The organism is Shewanella sp. SW32 (assembly GCF_025653365.1).
GTDB classification, from domain to species: Bacteria; Pseudomonadota; Gammaproteobacteria; order Enterobacterales; family Shewanellaceae; genus Shewanella; species Shewanella oncorhynchi.
In genome coordinates, this window is record NZ_JAKKSJ010000054.1 from 1 (window position 1) to 19959 (window position 19959).

A 19959-nucleotide genomic window follows, 5' to 3' on the forward strand; every position below is an offset into this window, starting at 1 on the left:
GCGGTTGATTATTTACTTAATGATCGTGGTGATACCACTCGTAAGCCCGGGCTTCTTTCTCCTGAAACCATAGCTCAACAGCAGGAACGCTTAAAGCAATTAAGAGAAAGTGGCGTGCAGTCAGCTTATGGCGCGGCAATGATGCCGCGTTAAGCCGCTACCCGTATTCAATTAACCCAGCCATCGCGCTGGGTTTTCTTTTTTTGGAGCTTCACAAATGTCACTACTCGGGTTTGATCCAAACAAATACAAAACCGCATCGACTGCACAACCAAAGCCAAACGAACAAGGCCGCTTCGGTGATGTGGTGGACTCATTCCAAGCGGGGGCAGCGTCAGGGCTCGGTGGCATCTTCGACTTTTTAGGTGCAGAGGGTGTTGCTAAATCTCTCTATGGCATTGCAGATGATCAATACGGACAAATGTCTAGCCGTGGTCAAGAAGCTATGTCTAAGCAGATGTTCACTGAAAACGCGCAAGGCGAAACCGAGCTAGGCGACGGTATGACAGACCTCGACACTTGGCTATTACAAATGGCGAACGTGGCGGGGCAGTTTGTACCTACGGCAGTGCCAGGCGCAGGCGCTGCGGGTATGGCAACCAAAGCACTAAGCCTAGGCTCAAAGGGCGCTAAAGTAGCGCAAGCGGTAGGTATGGGCGCGACAGGTGGCAGTGCTGCTACAGGCCAAGCGATGGAGCAAGCGCGGCAAGAAGTATTGAAAATGCCAGATAAAGTGCTGGCAGAATCTGATTTATTCAAACGCACATTTTTAGAGATTGACGCTCAATCACCTGAGCTTGACGATTTGGGCAAGTGGAACCAAGCGAAAAACCAATTAGCTGAACGTGTAGCCAGTGAAGTGCGTAGCGACCCTAAGGCATTAATGGCGAACTTTGCTGCCTCTGCGATTGGTGATCCGATTATTGGGCGCGCATTAACGGGCGTTCGCTTGGCTAAGTCTGGTGCATTTCGCAGTGCATTAGCGGGTGGTATTACCGAAGGTGCCACTGAAGCGGCACAAGCAGGGGTTAGCCAATATGCCGTTGACAGTGCTTTATCGCAAATCGACCAACGTGATCCAATGGCTGGCGTTAAATTGGCCGCACTTAATGAGGGGATTATTGGCGCTGGTTTTGGTGCCGGTGCTGGCGGTATCGGTGGCATTGCTAATCGCAATATGGCTAACCGTGAACCTGTTAAAAACCCTGCTGCCGATCCTATTCGTGAAACCAACCCAACCGTAGCGGGTGCTATGGATGCAGACGCACAGCAAGCCGCTGATCGCCGTGCTGATGTTGATAACATGGCGCAAGCTAGCCAAGCGCAACAGTCACAGCAACCTAACTATGATCAACCTACCGCCGCCCGTCGTGCTGGCATGGGCGATACGATGCAGGCTGGCAGTTATGGTGATGAGGCGATAGCGCGCGACAATGCGATGAAGGGCCGCAGTTTTCCTACTGTGCCATCACAAAGCTTTCAGCGCAGCCAACTTAGTCAAGCCATGGATAGTGTGCAAGGTCTTACAGATCAGCGCCGCGAAGGTGAATGGCTACCGCCAGAAAGCCAAGGCCGCAGTCCTGTAACGGGTTTGCTACGTGGTCCATCGATCGACAGTGAAACGCTTAATGCCCAGCGAACACGCGAAGCTATGGCCGCACAGCCAGCTAACCTAATTAGCCAATCAGATACTATTTTCGCCAGTGATGGCCGCGCACGCCAAGATGCGCAGCAGTTTGCCGACACGACAGCGCGCCAAACCTCAGCACAGCCTAAGCAGATCACCGACAAGGGTATTATCTTTGCGCCTGATAACTTCTCACCTCAATCGCAGGGCGTTAATGTTAAAACCAATAACACGCCATTTGCGTCAGCTAAAGAGGCGTTGGCCAGCAAGAATGCGCGCATTGCTAAGCGTGAAGGTGCTGAACTTGAAGCAGTAAAACTGGATAACGGCTTTGGTTGGCGAGTGATCCCTAAAGTTGAACCAGAGACAATAGAGGGCAGCAACAATGCGCCAATGGATACAACAAGCACAACAGGCGCAGGCAATATCGATGCTGGAAGCGCAGGAGCTGGACCAGTTTCTGAGTTACAACGACCAAGCGCCGAGCCGCTTTCAAATAGCACCGAGCCACTTAGCGCAAGTGTGCCAGAAAATCTATCTTTACCAGTCGAACAACAGGCCGCGCCTGCTGCATTAGACGTTGTGAAGAAAAACGCTGAGCCAGCCCAAGACTTAGCCGGTGATAAAATTGATAAGCAGTGGACCGCCTTTGCGCCTGAAACTGGCACGCTGAATATTCCCCGCGCTGAAATGCCACAGATTAAAGCAGAACATCGTGGCGCTATGGTCAACTTTATGAAAGCGCGTGGCATTGAACATTCAACCGAAGAAGTACCCGCAGATTCGCTCAAGCCAACACAGGCCGAGTTTTCCCCAGCCAAGGTCAAAAAAGCCTTAGGTTTTGAAGGTGGCGACCGTTCTATTTTGGTATCAAGCGATAATCACGTACTCGACGGCCATCACCAGTGGTTAACTAAGCGCGAGAAGGGCGAACCGATTAAAGTGATCCGCTTAAATGCGCCTATCAAGGAGCTGATCAAGCTTGCCCATGAGTTTCCAAGTTCTGAAACTCAGGCAGGCGCAACGCAAGCTGTTGATAATCAAGCCTCAAAAAAAGGTGAAAAAGCGGAAGTGGCTAAAACCGCTATAAATGACAGCAATGAAACACCTGCAATTCTGCGCACATCTAAAACCAAGTGGCTCCAAGGTGAGATTAAAAAGCAGGGAATTAAAAAAGATTCGCCTGGCTACGATGATGCCGTTAGCAAACTTAACGACTCATACGAAACCGAGATTGATAAGGCCTTAGCTGGCTCATCATTCGAGACTTATCAGCAGTTCAATAGTGATACGCCTGAGAACATTAACCGCATGGCCCATGCTGAACTGCGTAAAGAGTTTGGTTTAGATGCGCCTGAAGCCAAAACAGAAAAAACTGTTACTGAACAACCTAAGGCGACCGAGGCAACTAAAAAGCCAAAAGCCAAAGTTGAATCACAAAAAACAGATGATGACACTGATCAGCTGTCATTCTTCGATAAGCCTAAACGCGGCAAAAACAAAGGCGCACGGCTATTCACCCAAGGTGAGGCGCAGCGCGCGGTAAATGATGTGATCGCTAAACTTAGCGGCGGCGCAGGTGTGCGCGTTAACTTATTTACTAGCCAAGATGAATTTTTAAAGCGCTTCAATTTATCCGCCATGGAAATGGAAGGCCAAACCATCTACGGCGCGTACGATGATAAGCGCCACTCAGCGTATTTAATTTTAGATAATTTCAGTTCTATTGATGATTTGCGCTCAACCTTAGTGCATGAGGTGTTAGCCCATGGTGGCTTGCACACGGTTATCGGCGCGCAAAAGTATCAGCAGTTTATTGCCAAACTAAACTCAAGCCGCAGCCGCAAAGAATTTAAGGAGCTTTGGGCTCGTATAGATAAAGATTACGCTGGCGCATCCGATGCCGTGAAAGCAGAAGAAGTTTTTGCTAATTTCGTGCAAAACCAACCGGAGCGCGGCACGGCTAAGGCGTGGTGGTTTGAGTTGACTAAATGGCTGCGCCGCCAGCTTGAGGGATTGGGGATCATCAAGTCCAACATTACCCGCAATGAAATGCAAGATATGATGCAGGCCATTGTGCGCGGATTTGATAAGCGCAAGCAGCGCATGGATAGAGCTAACGCTGTGATGGAACGAGGCGGGAAGCAGCCAGACTCTATAAGTTATAGCAAAGAGCAGGATAGCGAGACTGATGGTCTGCGCTTTGATATGTCAACCGAACCAGACACCCGCACAGCCAAGCAAAAGCTGGGGCTTGAGGAAGAAGCCGAGCAAACGCTTAAAGAGAAGATCACCGAGAACTACCGCAATACCGCTGACACGCTTAAGCAATCCAGCTTTTGGAGCCGCTTAAATGAGGGCGTTTTTGACGGGCTACACGGTATCAAAAAAGCCGAGGAAGCGGCAGGCATTACCGATCCAAATAAGATGGGTTATGTATCGGCGCGTTTAGCCTCTGGCTTATCGGATGTGCTGCATGGCGTATTTCACTACGGCGCTCCCATGTGGAAAGACGGCATCATTCAGCGCAAGAAGGACACTAAGGGCTTGCTTGAAGTGTTCGGCATGTTGCCAGATGGCGAGCTCAATAACTGGCTGGCATGGATGGGTGCCAACCGCGCCAAGCAGCTTAAAGCGCAGGGCCGCGAGAACAACCTATCTCAAGCCGATATTGACGAACTGCTAGCCCTTGCCGATGGCAAAGAGCAACTATTTGAAGAAGTGCGCGCCGAGTACAACAAGATTAACAGCGCTGTGCTCGATGTGGCTCAAGGCGCGGGATTAATCAGTGAGGCCCAGCGCAGTGGCTTTGATGAAGAATATTATGTGCCGTTCTTTCGTGATATTGAGGCCGACGCTGGCTTTGAAGAGTTTGCGGCTGTGTATGCCCCCAATAGCAAAAAAGGCATTGCAGGCCAAAAACCTAAAATCCAAGAGCTAAAGGGTGGTAAGCAATCGACCAAAGACTTGCTTGAAAACATCATTCTGCGTCAATCAACCATGATTGATGCAGCGCTAAAAAACAAAGCTATGCTCGAGGTGGTTGAGAATCTAGACGGTACAGGGATGATGGATAAAATCACTGCCAACGAGTATTCGTTGTTATCCGAAAACGAGCAAAAGCGCACGGTAAGAATGATGGTTAACGGTAAGCAACAACGGGTGGTGGTGTCTGATCCAGCGCTATTAAGGGCATTAATGGCGATTAATGACGTCAGCAGCCGTTCGTTATTCAATCGCATGGGCCGCAGTGCTAAACGCTTTTTAACCGCAGGCATCACCTTATCACCTGACTTTATCTTTAAAAACTTTATCCGCGATGCGGCGCATGCGTGGATGATCAACAAGGATGACTTTAAGTTAGGTACGGATTCTATTAAGGGATTGAAAAAGGCATTTAAGGAAGATGAAGCCTACCGCGATTTGATATTCAGCGGCGCAGCATTCCAAGGCGGGTATATTCACGGCGCAGATCCAGATGCAGCCGCACAGCAAATTCGCCGCGCATTATCTAAGAAGGGACTCACAGCTAAACAGATTGACAGCTATATGGGCAGCTTAGTCACCAACGGTAAGCAGCTGCTTGAGGTGTACCGCAATGCCAGCGATAAAGTAGAGAACGCCAACCGGCTATCAACTTACGAGGCGAGTTTAGCCGCGGGTAAATCTCGCCGCCAATCAGCCTTTGAAGCCAAAGACCTAATGGACTACTCGCTTAAGGGTAACTTTGCACTGATCAGCACCATGATCGACTTTTTGCCATTCTTCAATGCGCGCTTGCAAGGTATGTACAAATTAGCCCGGGCATCGGCTGCTGGTGAAAACGACAAAGTGCTTAAAGTGCTATCGGCAAATCTTGCTATGAAAGGCATTAAGGTGGCCGCGTTCTCGCTGGCATTGGCCGCAATGAATGATGACGATGACCGTTATAAAGAGTTACCGGACTGGGACAAGGACGCTAACTGGCATTTCTGGTTAGGTGATGATCACTTCCGTATTCCTAAGCCGTTTGAACTCGGCGTGGTATTCGGGACTTTACCGGAGCGTTTGCTAGGCTTTGGTACTGGCTCGCAAACGGGGAGCGACTTAGGCCGTGCCACTGCCAGCGCCTTATTTAATACCATGGCGCTAAACCCAATACCACAATTTGCACTGCCTGCCATCGAAGTGATAGTGAACAAATCATTCTTCAAAGGCACTGCAATTGAGGGTATGGGTGACGAGCAACGTATGCCAGGTGATCGCTATAACGCTTACACCAGTGACACTGCGCGCGAAATCGGCCAGTTCTTTAACGTCAGCCCTAAAAAGATTGAGCACTTAGTCAATGGCTATGCTGGCACACTCGGCGCTTATGTATTGGGGATATCTGACATTATGGCGCGCCAGATGCTTGGCCGCGAGAGCGCCGAAACCCCAATCAGCCGCTATCCAATCATCAAAGCGTTTTACGGTGGTGATGCACCAAAGGGCAACACCTATTATCAGAACGAGTTTTACAAGGCGCTCGATGCTGCTAATCAAGCATATGGCAGTTATAAGCGCGCAGCCGAAGAACAAGACTCAAGCAGGATGATGGACGTCTTAGAAGATAACCGCGATAAGCTCGGGGTACGCATTGCACTTGGCCGAGTTCAGCGCCAAATATCTGCACTGGGTAAGCAAACTGAAATAGTCAATAACTCCAAGGCTAGCGCCAGCGAAAAACGCGAAAAGCTGGATGCCATTACCCGCCAGAAGAACGCGATTTATCAAAGTGCCTATATTGGTTTTAATTTAAGGGAGTGGTAATCACTTCATACAGACTTTTAGTTTAAGATTGCAGCTAAAGCCAATAGGGCACTCATGGTCAAAAGCGCACTGCCCTTGAAACTGCGTATTTGGTAGAGCACTTTTGGGGTCACTAATGCTTGGTTGTGGTGTGCCAAACTGATTGACCTTCTGCATACACTGCCCAGTGCTTTGCATTGGGCCTTTAATGCATGATAGGCCAAGGCCGCACTCATAATCTGAGGCGCATCCGCTGGAAGTAATGAGTGTTGTAGCTGGTGCCATGTTAACTGGAGTTGGTTGAACTGGCTTGATAGGTTGAACCGGTGGCGCTGGTGGTATTAGTTGAATCGGTTGTGTTGACGTTGTGCTGATTGGCACTGGTTGTATGGGCTGTACGATAGGTGTTGGTGTATAGCTTGGGGGTGGCTGGACTGTTTGCTGGTAAGCTGGCGTGAGATAGTTTTGTTGGTAATACTCAGTTGCGGTTGGTGTTTGCTGTGTTGGCGGGATGATGACGGGGGCCGTTAGTATACCAGTGAGCATGCCAACACTACTGATCACTGATGACCATATAATGGCTTCACCATCACTCATACCTTGTTGCTGTTGTTGCTGTTGTCGCTGTTTTACAACAGCATTATCTCTTTCTTGTAAATATGCGACGACAGCTGGCTCATGCTTTAAATCACTAGCGAATTGATTTTCATCTCCAACATAGGGAATTTCTATAGTGTAAACCTTTTTAAAATCACAAAGATAATTTGTTGATGTTGACATGTTAGTTGCGCCGCTTTGCCACTTTGCAGACACGCCTTTAATGCCATAACAGCCATTTTTATAATGTTGGCCTGTTGGTGCATAAGTAACAACTAGCGGTGATATACCTAAAAATTTACCCGTCTCTACCTCATAAATTTCAGCACCAATAGGTGATGTTACATAGTTAACTTCTGGGGTATAGGCGGCGCACCCCGTCAGCAAAGCCACCAATAAACTAAGCGAAATATTCCTTTTCATGCTGCATCCTGTTTATTTGTACCTGCATTGTTTAACGTAAATTGTGTCACTTGCTGAATTGGTATATCTAGATGGCAACTTGCTGTGCAGGCGGCATAGATCACCTTTTGTACTTATCCCTGCTACAACAAAATCTATCGAAACCCACTGTTCACCATTTTTATATTGAATCTTTATACGGCTACCTTCTTGAATTATATTTGGTATTTTTACATCGTAACTTTTCCCTGTTGAAAAAAGCAGGTAGTCGCTAATTATATCAATTCTTCCATACCCTGGCGTAGTTACAGAAGACGCCCATTCATCCGCAATTAAAATGTGTGAGAATGTGGAAAGAACCAAAACTAATAAGTATCTACTCATTTTACATTCCTTGTGAAAAGTATAACTGTAATGTTTAAACTAATTAAAACTTACCTAAAATTTCAGTTGAATTAGATACCACTTCATAACCAGCTTTTTGGAGTGTAACGACCACTTCATTGACAATATCAATACCCATAAAACCATGATCTTTACAGTAATGATTCACTGCATCTTCAATATCAACCCTGAAGATGTTGCTACCTTGAAGTATTGCCAGCTTTAACGCTGGCGCAATAAGCATTTCAATTATGCGCATAACGGCAGCATTGAAATCATTCACCTTTACTTGGTTGGTAAGGAACCGAGCAAACTCTGCACTTGGAACAAGATCCATTCCAACATCACCCATATAGCTTGCTTGCAGTCTTAAAGTGATTTCAGAGTTAACCGATCTGCCAGATGCAGCAGCAGATTGATGTAGCTTATCTTTCAAATAGATAGGCACCCTAATATTGATTTTTGGATCTTCTCTGGACATAAATACCTCAAAAGTTATTGACAGGGTAGCATTGTGCCACCATAATTCAATGGTGGCACGGTGCCATCTTTGGGGATTTAACTATGACAAAACGAATAGAAACTCAGCAAAAGTTTATGCTGCGATTACCACCCGAAATGCATCAAATGGCGAAAGAGATAGCCAGCGAACAACATCGCTCGCTTAATGCTGAAATTGTTTACCGCTTAAGACAGGCTTACGCCTTAGAGCACAAAAAGCAGGAGTCAGTATGAAAGTGCGTGAATACCCAATGATGCGTATCCGCGTCAGTCCAGAGCTTAAAGATAAGATTTTACAGGCTGCAAGTGCAGAGAGCAGAACCCAAAATAGTGAAATTTGTCACCAGCTAGAAAAGGCGTATGGACTAAAAACCACCAAACAGGAGGATAAATGAAAGGCATGAAGCAAATAGCGCCATTCTCTTTTCGCTGTGATCCAGCCTTAAAACTGCTCATTCAGCAAATGGCAAAGCAAAATAGGCGCTCAGTAAACTCAGAAATCAATGCGTTGCTTGAAAGCGCATTAAATGAAAAAGCCTCAACTGTTGGAGCAGTCGAGGCTCATGAATCAACACTTAACACGCAAAGTAAAGGTGATTGCAATGGAAACTATAGCAAATAACAACAGCTTTATACAACGTCGAAATAATCAACTTGCCGCTATGGCCGAGAATGCTGCAATTGTATCACTCGATAGCCACGGTCAAGCCGTTACCACATCCTTAGCGATTGCCGAAGGTGTGGGCAATCCGCATTCAACTGTGATCAAGTTAGTTCGTCAGTATGCGAGTGATTTAGAGGAGTTTGGAGGGGTCAGATTTCAAATCCAACCCTTTGAGACTGCTGGCGGCATTCAAAATCGAGAAGTTGCCATCCTCAACGAACAACAATCGACTTTGCTAATGACTTACATGCGCAACAATGACGTAGTGCGCGAGTTTAAAAAGCGACTGGTAAAAGCGTTTTATGAATTAGCAAATAAAGCCAGGGGCACTCAGTCAAATATTTATGACCAGTTGAGTGATCCTGCAAGCATGCGTCAATACCTATTAACCTACGTTGAAAAGGTTATCGAGCTTGAAGATCAAATAAAGGTCATCCAACCTAAGGCGGCAGCGCTTGATCGCCTTGCCACCGCAGACGGCAGTTTGTGCATTACCGATGCGGCCAAACAGTTGCAGCAACGGCCTAAAGATTTATTTGCACTGTTGCAGCGTAACAAGTGGATTTACCGTCGCCAAGGTACAAGCTGGTTAGGGTATCAAGATAAGTTACAGCAAGGTTTGTTGGAGCATAAAATCACTGAGGTTGAGCGCAGTGATGGCACCAGCAAAATAACCTCGCAAGTAAGAGTTACGCCTAAAGGCTTAACCCACTTGTCTGCAACCTTATCTCAGCCATTACAGTAGGTAACGCAATGAATACACTTAAATTTAAGCGTAACCCAGCGTTACCACTACACGCATTGCCATTTATTGGTAAGTCGAACAAAAAACCGAACGGATTGTTATCGTTTTGGAGTGTGCCCACAACGGGCGGTTATTGCGGTGGGTTATTAACGGGGCAGTCGTTAGCGAAGATTTACATTAAGCACTTATCTGAACATGCTGCGTCAAGACAGTACGGCACGTTACAGACAATTGCGATGGATATGTTTGGCAACAATCCACTGAATGCAAACGTAGATCAAGCGGCATTTAGGGGGCAGGTGATAGGCTTCTTTACTGAAATAGAACGCTGGTTAGTGCCATCAGCAGTATTGTTAAAGGACGAGGTTAATAGCTTGGATAATGACGAGTTGTTAACGATGGCGAATGAGGGAATATTGATGCAAGAGTCAGCTTAAATCACACTGTGTTAGTATGAATAAGAAGCCGGATTATTCCGGCTTTTTTCTAAAATAGATCTTCAAGGATCATAAGCACCATACCAATTAAGCCAAGCAAAAAAAAGAAACCTTCTTGATCTTGCCGCCACCCTCGAGCTTTCTTCCCGCCGACCTCAAGCATATACAACCCCAAACACATGATCGGCAAACCAAGCAGCCAGCTAATATTCTCGCCAGCGGCATAACCTAAAATCATCAGTACAAGCATAGCTATTAAATGCATAAGCATTCCTTATTAATTTATGAAGGAGCACGACTGGCAATCGTGTTCCTTAGATGGGAACCGGATTGGTTAGCGTGCTAATTTATGATTAAACCGTGGGGCATAATTGGGGCAAAGGCAAGGACTTTCTTGTCCGTTTCAGTCCTGAGCATAAATCGTCAACCCCTTATAAAACGCGGACATAAACGGACTGAAAAACAATATGATAGGGTTCGACTCCCTCTCTCACCGCCAAATTATTAAACAAAAACAGCGACTTACGAGTCGCTGTTTTTGTTTTGGGAACTATTTGGGATCCAAATGTGGATTTTAATATAGTTGTTTAGCCTAAAATCTCCCTTCCAATCATTTTTTTCCGGTTTTACCTTAGTGATATTCTTTCACTCATTCAGCACTTATCTACCCATCTTAGGCATACAGGCAGTTGGTATGTTATCAAGTGTAGGTGTGTAAAAAATCATCTATGTTAGTTCGACAATTTCTAGAATTATTTGATGGGCTGAAAACAACTGAAATGTTGCTTAGCTAATGTGAAGGTAATAACAGTTGAAATGTTGAAACCAGCATTGTTCCGGTGATTTTTTAGAACCTTAATAATGCTGGATATTGGCATGCTTATTTTATCTAATGTAAGCAGCTCTATAGTTACCCTTGAGCGGTTGTGAACCGTTCAAAAATAGAATTTATCTTTTGGGATGCGCTATCTCGTTCTACTTTGTTTGGAGATTTATTCCATTTAAGATAGTGTTTCTCTGTTGTTAAGACGCTTGCATGGCCGAGTTGTTTTGAAATGTACGTTTGATTAGCACCTTCATTACATGCTAAGGATGTAAAAGTGTGTCGGCAATGGTTTGGTTTTGTCTTGCTGACGTTGATAACCTTCAGAAAATGATAAAAATCCTTTCTAAATTTCTGTTCGTTTTGATAGCTTGTTTGTGTATCCATGCATAGCAAGACGAATCGGACATTTTCTTGTTTGATTTGTTTATAATCCGCACCAAGAGTCTTGATTGTTTGTTGAGGTGATAGTTCATAGAACCTTTTCTTCATTTCATTCAGCATCCAAAGCGCAGGCTCTAAAATATCGACTCGACGAGATTCGACGCCTCTTACTTTTAAGGTTTTATATTTTCCATCTACTCTCGCTCTGCGGATGGTAATAATTCTTTTTTCTAAATCAATATCCTCCCAAGATAAACCCATTAGCTCTGAAAACCTGAGCCCTGCGCAACAATTGAACAATATAATGAGTGCAATCATTGGGTTAATAGAAATGCTATTCTGAATTTTGTTAAGATCCCCGATCGTGAATAATTTTTCAGTGATTGTGCTATCGCCATGACCCTGCTTAATTTTCATTCTTCGTAAATTGATCGGCGACTTAACTAAATCACCGTTGTCGACGGCATTTTGTAAGAGTGCATCCAGCAGCCTGATCGTCTCATTCACTGTTTTCCATGCCAACGTAGTTAATTGTTCGTTACGAAACTTAAAGACATCATTTGAGTTAATTTCAAGTATGTTTTTTTCACCAATAGCCAATGAGATACGCTTAAAGTGACCTTTATAGCTTTTGACTGTAGCGGGAGCCAAGGTGGGATAGTGGTTTTTTGTATAGTTTTCTATTAAGTCATTAATAGTTAAAGGGACTTTGGTATTATTTCTTTTATAATTAGCGAACGCGAGTTCCAACTCGGCTGGCGATAACTTCCGCCATCCATCTAACTTAGATATCACGGAAACAATTTCTAGAGATGTAAGGCCCACATACAGTGTTTGTTTATAAGTCCTGTTTTGTCGTTTAAACACAGCTCTTAACGAATTACCATGTACTTCAATATTTTTAATTTGATGCTGATTTATTACCCCTTTTGCTTCAGCAGGTGTTAGTTGCACTGTATTTAAAGGAAATTGTTTCACTGTGCTTAATTCCCTTGTTCATTGATTAATACGTCAATTGCTTCGTAGTGAAACATATTCGTACCATCGAATTTCTTGTAATGAATCCCTTTAATCAGCACCTTACGACGAATTTTGCTCTTAATTGCGTTATAAGTTAACCCTTTGTAACGTTCCAAAATTTCTGCAGTGACCCATCCTAGTTTTTGAGACATATCTTAACCTCGCATTTTGTTGGTATGAGATTATTGTCATCGAAGTGATTTGGCTCTGAAAATTTTGATTATGCTTTCTTTGCTTTTTATTTTTGTAACCCAAGCTTCATAGTTTTTTTATGTTGCTGATTTTTAATTATTTTGTTTTGACTTAAGGTTTGTTGTCGAACCAGGCAACACTACTGATCTTTAAAAAAAATATTTTTGAATTGACTACTTTTTAGGGCAGTTCTTGGAGTGATTATTTTGTTTAGGAAGGAATTTAAGCTGAGTTTCACAGTGAAGATTCCTTTTAATATCATTAATTTAAGTTAATATCAAGGTATATTTCATACTTTGGATAGACCAGATGTTAATGACAGTTGAGCAAGCGAAATTGTTTTGTAAGAAAAAAAATATTAAACATCTAGATATTCGCTCAAGTACCTGCGTCCGAATGATGTTTAAACTTAACTCAAAACTATACCGTATGGCATTGGATGATATTGAGTGCACCGAACAAGGATTGTTACGCGCATCAGTAATCGTTAGTGATTTGAAAAATCTAGCAAAATATAATCATGAGCAATTTTTGAAGCAACTTGATAATTATCATTTCATTCGAGAGGAACAGCTTGAAGCTAAAATCTTCAATCATTACATTGACGCTTTTTTGAACGCGAAAAGGATAACGTTAGCGCCATGTACGATTAAAAACTACGAGAATAAGATTCTGACGCATATCGTGCCTCGCTTTGCAAATGATGCAGTTGATAAAATTAAGCCGTTAGATATTGAATCATGGATGAATACTAAACTAGCGTATTTGAGTAACAAAACGATTAAGGAGATTTTAAGCATTTTAAATCAGATATTTACCTTTGCGCTGTTGGATGAGGCAATATCGGTTAATCCGCTGGATAGGTTAAAATCGACTAACGTTACAAATCTCAAAGTATTAACGCAAGTACCAGATCCATTCTTAGCCGAAGAGATAACCCAAATAGCATCAGTGGCCACAGATAGACAATCTGAAGTCAATATGATCATTTGTAATTGCTTTCTCGGTCTAAGGGTCAGTGAGTTGATGGCGTTGGCATGGGAAGATGTTGACTTAGAGAACGATACAATTCATATCTCGCGTGCAGTCGTTGAAGGTATTTACAAAAAGCCAAAAAACCTATCTAGTAACAGGCATATAGAGTTACTCCCGCAGGCAAAAACAATACTCATTGATCAGCGTGATAATTATAATTATTCTGCACTAGAAACGATTAACGTGCTTCGAGAGGACAATAAGTCTATAGAGAGGCAGCGTGTTCACTTTGTATTTTGTAATAGTAATACTAGAAAAGCATACATTTCAGATGCCCACTTGAGACAAAGATTTTATTGTTACCACTTGAAGAAAGCTGGGATTCGTTTTAGAGGGCCAAGTCAAACGCGGCATACCTTTGCATCGCACTTAATTTCGGCAGGACTACCTTTATCTTGGGTTGCTCGGCAAATGGGGCATACCAGCATAAAGATGATCGAGAAACACTATGGTAAGTGGCTACCAACGCAAAAATACTGCATGAGAGAAATGGCTGAAAAAGCTTTCACATTTTGATTTAAATGATTGAAATTACTTAAGGTTAATTTATGCCAAAAATAGTATATGTAGACATGGACGATGTGCTTGTAAATTATACAGAAGCTGTAACCTTTAAAAAACTCCAGAAACCTGAGCAGGCATACCCTCAAGCTGAATTGGGATTTTTCAGCTGCTTAGCCCCTAAAGTAGGTGGCATTGCTGTGATGAAAAAGATGCTCGAACATCCAGAAATTGAGCCTTATATAGCCACAGCGCCAAGTTTGCAAAATCCATTGTGCTATATGGAGAAGCGGATTTGGGTAGAGCAACACTTAGGCATGGAATATGTCAGCCGTCTTATCATCATTCCGAACAAAGGATTGCTGAAGGGAGATATTCTTATCGATGACCACGTTGAAGGAAAGGGCCAAGAGTTTTTTAAGGGGGATTTGTGGCAGTTTGGTTCGATTCGCTTTCCTGACTGGAGTGCTGTTGAGATTGAGTTATTTAATAACTTTCTCAGATGATGACGCCTTACTTAATAGTTAAGCTAACTGGCGAAAGTTGTTGGCTCGAAGTGGTGGTTGAGCCAGATTGATTTCGATGCGATTTAAATAAGGAAACTGCTTTAACATTTAGGCAGATTCCTTACTATGGTCACGGATTTCAGCGTTTTTTCTTATCTATTTCTTTGGCTTACATCTTTTCACAAGCACTATGCTGCCAATAATCATTAGTGCAATTGGTAGTAAAAATTCCATCATTTTTCCTTAACCGCCCTATAGGCGTCATTCACTAATTTGTCTGGTTAGTTACGTTGAGGTTTAGTAAAACCGGAACATCATGTATTTAAAACGCACCCATGGATCCTCGGGCTCAGGTGTATTTTCATAACGTCTATCATAGGCTAAAACACCGAAGGCGTATTTAATATGCAGTATTAACGGAGGTAAAAGGCAATTCATATCCTCAGTATAAATAAACCAGCAAAAGCAGATGATAGTGATAATGCTCAAAAGGACTAAAGGTATCCATTTGGCAAGTGTTTTGTCGTTTAGATGACGGCGCATAATTAGAAACTATCCCCAAATCCACTGTCGAAATCGCAGCTAAATGTGTCGTTAGGCAATGACCAAGCATCATCGCTTATGCTGCTATTACACGCCGATGTGTCGGATTCAGTAATGCCAAATGGGTTGCCATGCACATCGACTCCTGTGTTACTTATCATAGGTGTGCCATCAATGTTTACGATCGGGCCGTTGCGATTATTGTCAGTCATGCAGTTATTCCTTTAATGTGATTAAGAGTAAAGCTCCTAAATTGACATTAATGAAAAAAAGCACTTTTTCAAGCATATTTTTCGCAATGGTGGACAATAAAAATGTTGAGTGAGTTTTGTTGTTTTTCTTCCATTTTTTTATCTTGTCTCGGACTTCACACTCACATTAGTGACGACATTTTAATGCTGAGCTTGCAGGTTGGCGTTAACAGAATGTGCTTTTGACGAGCAAAAATCGGTACGATTTTCTGCGACAAAAGTGCTTGTGATAACAAGCTTTCAAGCGCGGATTTGGGCGATTACGCAGTAATGGCTCAAAGGAGCACGCGCATGTACAGCTGGTCTGTACTAACCGCATTTTAGTTTTGCCTCAGCAAAATTTAGGGGTGAATTTGGCACAAATACACCGCTAAACCCCAGACTTTTCGTGAGAAAAGTGAGCGAGACGCGAGGGGGGATAAGATGGCACATCGCCCCCTCGACGTGAGCGGCGAAAATGCGGTTAGTACAGAGCGTAGCTCGGTGCATGCGCGTCTGATGTCGTGGAGTGCTAGAACGGAGTTCGTAAGCCAGCGTCGATGACGAGTCATCAGAGCTGGCGGGCGCTTCAGGGCATCTGAGTCGTTTGCGCAGCAAGTGACTCATCAGCCAAAGGCTGGCTTGGTAGCGATGTTCATCGCTATTTTCATTCCGACAGGATGAAAGCAGTTTATCGTGATGAAAATCTGCAATTATTCACTCAAAAATATCATCAATGCGTTAAATTTGTCCCCTCGATGGCTAGTTAATTGTACCCATTTAATCAAAGGTATTTTTAATGACATCACACAGTAGCGCAAAGGATAAATCGGTCGCGAATCTTCCACTTCGATACGACCCGTTTTTGAATTTCGATATGCAATATCGACCTGGCGTAAATAACAATAAAACGGGGAAAATCCGCCGCGAGTTCACCATGAAATTGGTGGCTCGATTCGGTCTGATTTCACCGAGTAACATTGCTTGGCTCTATGGCATCAGCCATCGGCAATCTCTGGAGCATTTAAATAAGCTTGTCCAAGAGCAACTGCTCTGCCTTGTTACTACCCATCGTTCCCACGATGGCCGTGTTTATACACTCACTTACAGTGGCGCAAAATACGCCGAAGAGTTACTGAATGTTGCAGTCTATTATCGTGCGAAAGAGCATCCGGCGCTGCAAGTGAACCAGAACACTTTAATGCACGACTTAATCATGCAGTTTGTGTTGTTGAAAGGCATCCATCATCACAAGCCTAATGGAGAGCCAAATCCGCTATGGTGTGCCATGATGACTGAACCCGAGTTTAAACGGCGTTTTACTCACAGCAGCGTGCGAAATGTGGATGGGATAGTGAGGGAGGTGGATGGAACCATTTGTGCCGTCGAAATGGAGCATTCCTTTAAGACAAAAGCCGCGCGGCAAACCATTTTATTGAAATGGCATGATGGGATAGGGCAAGGCTATTACGATAAGGTCATGCTGTTTTCTCAATCCTTGCACATTTTTAGCGACATTAAACGACTTCATGAGCAGCTCTATGATGAGCTAACCACAAGGCCTGATAAAAAGACTCGTCAGCCTTTATTAACCGCGCAAGATGCGGCATCACTTAAGCAACGAATTATCTATCGTACTCTGCTGTGTGATGAACTCACCGAACGGTTTTATCGCTAACAAACAATCTCTAATTTCCAAAAACGACAAAAGGCACCTAAGTGCCTTTTGAAGGGTATACAAAGATTTTACAATGCATTACCAGTAGATGAAGTCGGCTGCACACTTTGGTACTGCCATCTGAAATAATAATTTATTTTATTATTTCAGCCTGTTAAGGCTTCATTGCGAGGTCGTCCCTGTTCCCCACATTGATAAGTAAGCACATCCTTGGGCAAATTAATCAGTTGATTGGATATTTATGATGAAATGTCCACGTTATTTGGTTTTGATGTAAAACACAAAAAAGATAATTACAGGGTAATTGCTGTTCTAACCCTAGGTTACTTAAGGGCTTTGTGGCAAACTCAATAACCAGAATATTCGGTTATCTATCTAGAGGGAATTGGATTAGTAATGGTCAACCATAACGCGAGCATCAATAAAGCAAAGTTAACCGAAACAGACATCATCACAAAGTTCATCATGCCTGCGGTAAAAAATGCGGGTTGGGATGATATGACGCAAATTCGCCAGGAGGTGAAGTTGCGTGATGGTAAGGTGATTGTTCGGGGTCAAATGGGCATGCGCACAACGGTTAAGTCAGCCGACATTGTGCTCTACCATAAACCGAGTATGCCGCTGGCGGTGATTGAGGCTAAAGCGAATAAGCATGAAGTCGGTAAGGGCATACAACAAGCACTCGATTATGCTCATTTGCTCGATGTTCCCTTTGTGTTTGCCTCTAACGGCGATGGTTTTATCTTCCACGACAAGACCCATGCCATCACAAACAGCCCGGGCACGCCAGAGGCTCACAACCTTGAATCCGAAATCCGCTTAGAAGATTTTCCTAGTCCTGAAGAACTCTGGGCTAAATATTGTATTTGGAAAGGTTATACCGCAGCGCAGTTACCTATCATTAACGAAGCCTATTACGATGACGGCACGGGTAAGCACCCGCGTTATTATCAGTTGCAAGCCATCAATAAAACCGTTGAAGCTATCTCATCGGGTAAAGATCGGGTATTGCTGGTGATGGCAACGGGCACAGGTAAAACCTACACAGCATTTCAAATCATCTGGCGGTTATGGAAATCCCGTGCCAAGAAACGCATTTTATTCCTCGCTGACCGTAATATTTTGGTCGATCAAACTCGCATAAACGATTTTCAGCCCTTTGGCACATCGATGACCAAAATTACTGGCCGAACAGTCGATCCTGCTTATGAAATCCATCTAGCACTTTATCAAGCACTGACTGGCCCTGATGAGAGTCAAAAAGCGTTTAAACAAGTCGCTCCAGACTTTTTTGACCTGATCATTATTGATGAATGTCATCGTGGCAGTGCCAGTGACGACAGCGCTTGGCGCGAAATTCTCGAGTATTTTAGCAGTGCCGCGCAAGTGGGCTTAACCGCAACCCCAAAAGAAACCGATGAGGTCTCTAACTCTGATTATTTTGGCGATCCGCTTTACACCTATTCGCTCAAAGAAGGTATCGACGATGGTTTCTTAGCGCCTTATAAAGTGGTTCGGGTGGATATTGATGTGGACTTACAAGGCTGGCGACCCACAAAGGGCCAAATCGACAACAATGGCGAAGTTATCGAAGACAGGATCTATAACCAAAAAGACTTTGACCGCACTATGGTGATTGATGAGCGTACTCAGTTGGTGGCCGAAACCATAACTAACTACCTTAAACGCACCGATCCTATGGGTAAAACCATTGTTTTTTGCAACGATATTGATCACGCCGAACGGATGCGACGCGCACTTGCCAATCTTAACCCTGAGCAAATGGCGAAAAATGACAAATACGTTATGAAGATCACCGGTGATGATGAACTCGGCAAAGCCCAGCTGGATAACTTCATCAACCCTAAAAAGGCCTATCCGGTTATTGCGACCACCTCAGAACTCATGACCACAGGTGTCGATGCGAAAACCTGTAAGTTAGTGGTGCTCGATCAAAATATTCAATCCATGACTAAATTTAAGCAGATCATCGGTCGCGGCACTCGAATAGATGATAAATACAATAAGTTATGGTTTACCATTCTGGATTTCAAAAAGGCAACCGAGTTATTTGCCGACGAACGTTTTGATGGTACCCCTGAAAAAATCATTAAAGTGACGCCAGAAGACATTGAAGATGAAGACGTGGATATTGATGCCGCTGATGATGAACCAAACGAGGAAGATGTTCAGGGGGACATTCAAGATGAGCAACAAGGCGAAGGCCAAGACCAAGACAACACCAAAAATGATCCTCAAGGCGATGGTAGCTTTGATGAAAGTGAATGGGACGAAGGCGAAACTCGTAAGGTTAACAAGTACCGCGTATCTGGCGTGACAGTCAGCAAAGTTGCCGAGCGGGTGCAGTATTACGACAGCGACGGCAAATTGGTCACTGAATCCTTTAAGGATTACACCCGTAAAACCATGGCGAAACAGTTCAGTTCGCTTGATGAGTTTGTCAGGCGTTGGAATGACGCTGACCGTAAACAAGCGGTCATCGATGAGCTGGCGCAAGAGGGGATTATTTGGTCAGCACTTGAGGAAGAAGTGGGTAAAGACATGGATCCCTTCGATATGATTTGCCATGTCGTGTACGACCAACCGCCGTTAACCCGTGCCGAGCGCGCTTCAAACGTTAAAAAACGCAATTATTTCACTAAATATTCCGACACGGCCCAAGCCGTACTCGAGAATTTATTGGTAAAATACGCCGATGTGGGCGTGCAAGAAATTGAAAATCTGCAAGTGCTTAAAGTTCAGCCATTTAATGATATAGGCAGTTTAAGTGACATCATCAAAAAAGGCTTTGGTGGCAAACCCCAATACGAACAAGCCATTAGTGAGTTAGAAGCCGAAATCTACCAAATAGCACAATAATCAGCCTAATAAGCAGGTTAGATAATGCCGTGCGTACTTT

17 protein-coding genes are annotated in these 19959 nt (G+C 44.0%); 10 read left to right on the forward strand and 7 right to left on the reverse strand.

The window, feature by feature from the left end:
* Window positions 1–217 precede the first annotated feature (217 nt).
* On the forward strand, window positions 218–6418 hold the full coding sequence (locus L5M28_RS21750) for an LPD38 domain-containing protein (RefSeq protein ID WP_263198894.1): 6201 nt from the start codon (window positions 218–220) through the stop codon (window positions 6416–6418).
* On the opposite strand, the gene L5M28_RS21755 is transcribed toward L5M28_RS21750, so the two are convergent.
* The 3 genes from L5M28_RS21755 to L5M28_RS21765 are packed head-to-tail and all read right to left on the reverse strand — an operon-like array spanning window position 6419 to window position 8261.
* Window positions 6419–7417 (reverse strand): hypothetical protein, encoded by a 999-nt coding sequence (locus L5M28_RS21755; protein WP_263198892.1) that lies wholly within the window; start codon window positions 7415–7417, stop codon window positions 6419–6421.
* 12 nt (window positions 7418–7429) lie between these two features.
* Window positions 7430–7780, reverse strand: coding sequence for a hypothetical protein (locus L5M28_RS21760; protein WP_263198891.1), 351 nt, complete (start codon window positions 7778–7780; stop codon window positions 7430–7432).
* A gap of 43 nt (window positions 7781–7823) precedes the next feature.
* Entirely contained in the window at window positions 7824–8261 is a 438-nt protein-coding gene (locus tag L5M28_RS21765) for an Arc family DNA-binding protein (protein WP_263198890.1), read from the reverse strand.
* A gap of 83 nt (window positions 8262–8344) precedes the next feature.
* Between L5M28_RS21765 and L5M28_RS21770 the strand changes: the two genes are divergently transcribed.
* Genes L5M28_RS21770 through L5M28_RS21790 form a run of 5 tightly spaced genes read left to right on the forward strand, consistent with a single transcriptional unit; the run spans window position 8345 to window position 10127 of the window.
* A complete protein-coding gene (locus tag L5M28_RS21770; protein WP_263198889.1) occupies window positions 8345–8515 on the forward strand; it encodes a type II toxin-antitoxin system HicB family antitoxin in 171 nt (56 codons plus the stop codon).
* Window positions 8512–8676, forward strand: coding sequence for a hypothetical protein (locus L5M28_RS21775; protein WP_263198888.1), 165 nt, complete (start codon window positions 8512–8514; stop codon window positions 8674–8676). Before L5M28_RS21770 ends, L5M28_RS21775 begins: the two co-directional genes overlap by 4 nt.
* The gene (locus L5M28_RS21780) at window positions 8673–8903 is read left to right on the forward strand and encodes an Arc family DNA-binding protein (RefSeq protein WP_263198886.1); all 231 of its coding nucleotides are present in this window, start codon (window positions 8673–8675) and stop codon (window positions 8901–8903) included. Before L5M28_RS21775 ends, L5M28_RS21780 begins: the two co-directional genes overlap by 4 nt.
* On the forward strand, window positions 8884–9690 hold the full coding sequence (locus tag L5M28_RS21785; RefSeq protein WP_263198884.1) for a phage regulatory protein/antirepressor Ant: 807 nt from the start codon (window positions 8884–8886) through the stop codon (window positions 9688–9690). Before L5M28_RS21780 ends, L5M28_RS21785 begins: the two co-directional genes overlap by 20 nt.
* Before the next feature lie 8 nt (window positions 9691–9698).
* The gene (locus L5M28_RS21790; protein WP_263198882.1) at window positions 9699–10127 is read left to right on the forward strand and encodes a hypothetical protein; all 429 of its coding nucleotides are present in this window, start codon (window positions 9699–9701) and stop codon (window positions 10125–10127) included.
* A 49-nt stretch (window positions 10128–10176) separates the two neighbouring features.
* Here L5M28_RS21790 and L5M28_RS21795 read toward each other — a convergent pair whose 3' ends face one another.
* The 3 genes from L5M28_RS21795 to xisR form a co-directional block, all read right to left on the reverse strand.
* The gene (locus L5M28_RS21795; protein ID WP_263198879.1) at window positions 10177–10392 is read right to left on the reverse strand and encodes a hypothetical protein; all 216 of its coding nucleotides are present in this window, start codon (window positions 10390–10392) and stop codon (window positions 10177–10179) included.
* A gap of 645 nt (window positions 10393–11037) precedes the next feature.
* Window positions 11038–12312: a tyrosine-type recombinase/integrase gene (locus L5M28_RS21800; RefSeq protein WP_107404678.1), complete on the reverse strand. Its 1275-nt coding sequence runs from the start codon at window positions 12310–12312 to the stop codon at window positions 11038–11040.
* A 5-nt stretch (window positions 12313–12317) separates the two neighbouring features.
* On the reverse strand, window positions 12318–12506 hold the full coding sequence (xisR, locus tag L5M28_RS21805; protein WP_014620713.1) for an excisionase family protein: 189 nt from the start codon (window positions 12504–12506) through the stop codon (window positions 12318–12320).
* Window positions 12507–12855: 349 nt separating this feature from the next.
* Between xisR and L5M28_RS21810 the strand changes: the two genes are divergently transcribed.
* Both L5M28_RS21810 and L5M28_RS21815 read left to right on the forward strand, forming a co-directional pair.
* On the forward strand, window positions 12856–14097 hold the full coding sequence (locus L5M28_RS21810; protein WP_263204400.1) for a tyrosine-type recombinase/integrase: 1242 nt from the start codon (window positions 12856–12858) through the stop codon (window positions 14095–14097).
* A gap of 32 nt (window positions 14098–14129) precedes the next feature.
* Entirely contained in the window at window positions 14130–14588 is a 459-nt protein-coding gene (locus L5M28_RS21815) for a 5' nucleotidase, NT5C type (RefSeq protein ID WP_107947332.1), read from the forward strand.
* 545 nt (window positions 14589–15133) lie between these two features.
* Here the strand turns inward: L5M28_RS21815 and L5M28_RS21820 are convergent.
* On the reverse strand, window positions 15134–15343 hold the full coding sequence (locus L5M28_RS21820; protein WP_263204401.1) for a hypothetical protein: 210 nt from the start codon (window positions 15341–15343) through the stop codon (window positions 15134–15136).
* Window positions 15344–16160: 817 nt separating this feature from the next.
* Between L5M28_RS21820 and L5M28_RS21825 the strand changes: the two genes are divergently transcribed.
* Window positions 16161–17039 (forward strand): hypothetical protein, encoded by an 879-nt coding sequence (locus L5M28_RS21825; protein WP_107946797.1) that lies wholly within the window; start codon window positions 16161–16163, stop codon window positions 17037–17039.
* Between the two features lie 396 nt (window positions 17040–17435).
* A complete protein-coding gene (gene hsdR, locus L5M28_RS21830) occupies window positions 17436–19919 on the forward strand; it encodes an EcoAI/FtnUII family type I restriction enzme subunit R (RefSeq protein WP_263204402.1) in 2484 nt (827 codons plus the stop codon).
* Window positions 19920–19959: the final 40 nt, after the last annotated feature.

Bases quoted from the DNA above. Each gene is read 5' to 3' on its own strand.
- L5M28_RS21790 (WP_263198882.1), top strand. From the start codon at position 9,699: ATGAATACACTTAAATTTAAGCGTAACCCAGCGTTACCACTACACGCA.
- L5M28_RS21820 (WP_263204401.1), bottom strand. From the start codon at position 15,343: ATGACTGACAATAATCGCAACGGCCCGATCGTAAACATTGATGGCACA.
- L5M28_RS21765 (WP_263198890.1), bottom strand. From the start codon at position 8,261: ATGTCCAGAGAAGATCCAAAAATCAATATTAGGGTGCCTATCTATTTG.
- L5M28_RS21780 (WP_263198886.1), top strand. From the start codon at position 8,673: ATGAAAGGCATGAAGCAAATAGCGCCATTCTCTTTTCGCTGTGATCCA.
- L5M28_RS21755 (WP_263198892.1), bottom strand. From the start codon at position 7,417: ATGAAAAGGAATATTTCGCTTAGTTTATTGGTGGCTTTGCTGACGGGG.
- L5M28_RS21795 (WP_263198879.1), bottom strand. From the start codon at position 10,392: ATGCATTTAATAGCTATGCTTGTACTGATGATTTTAGGTTATGCCGCT.
- L5M28_RS21760 (WP_263198891.1), bottom strand. From the start codon at position 7,780: ATGAGTAGATACTTATTAGTTTTGGTTCTTTCCACATTCTCACACATT.
- L5M28_RS21750 (WP_263198894.1), top strand. From the start codon at position 218: ATGTCACTACTCGGGTTTGATCCAAACAAATACAAAACCGCATCGACT.
- L5M28_RS21815 (WP_107947332.1), top strand. From the start codon at position 14,130: ATGCCAAAAATAGTATATGTAGACATGGACGATGTGCTTGTAAATTAT.
- L5M28_RS21785 (WP_263198884.1), top strand. From the start codon at position 8,884: ATGGAAACTATAGCAAATAACAACAGCTTTATACAACGTCGAAATAAT.
- hsdR (WP_263204402.1), top strand. From the start codon at position 17,436: ATGGTCAACCATAACGCGAGCATCAATAAAGCAAAGTTAACCGAAACA.
- L5M28_RS21810 (WP_263204400.1), top strand. From the start codon at position 12,856: ATGTTAATGACAGTTGAGCAAGCGAAATTGTTTTGTAAGAAAAAAAAT.
- L5M28_RS21770 (WP_263198889.1), top strand. From the start codon at position 8,345: ATGACAAAACGAATAGAAACTCAGCAAAAGTTTATGCTGCGATTACCA.
- L5M28_RS21775 (WP_263198888.1), top strand. From the start codon at position 8,512: ATGAAAGTGCGTGAATACCCAATGATGCGTATCCGCGTCAGTCCAGAG.
- xisR (WP_014620713.1), bottom strand. From the start codon at position 12,506: ATGTCTCAAAAACTAGGATGGGTCACTGCAGAAATTTTGGAACGTTAC.
- L5M28_RS21825 (WP_107946797.1), top strand. From the start codon at position 16,161: ATGACATCACACAGTAGCGCAAAGGATAAATCGGTCGCGAATCTTCCA.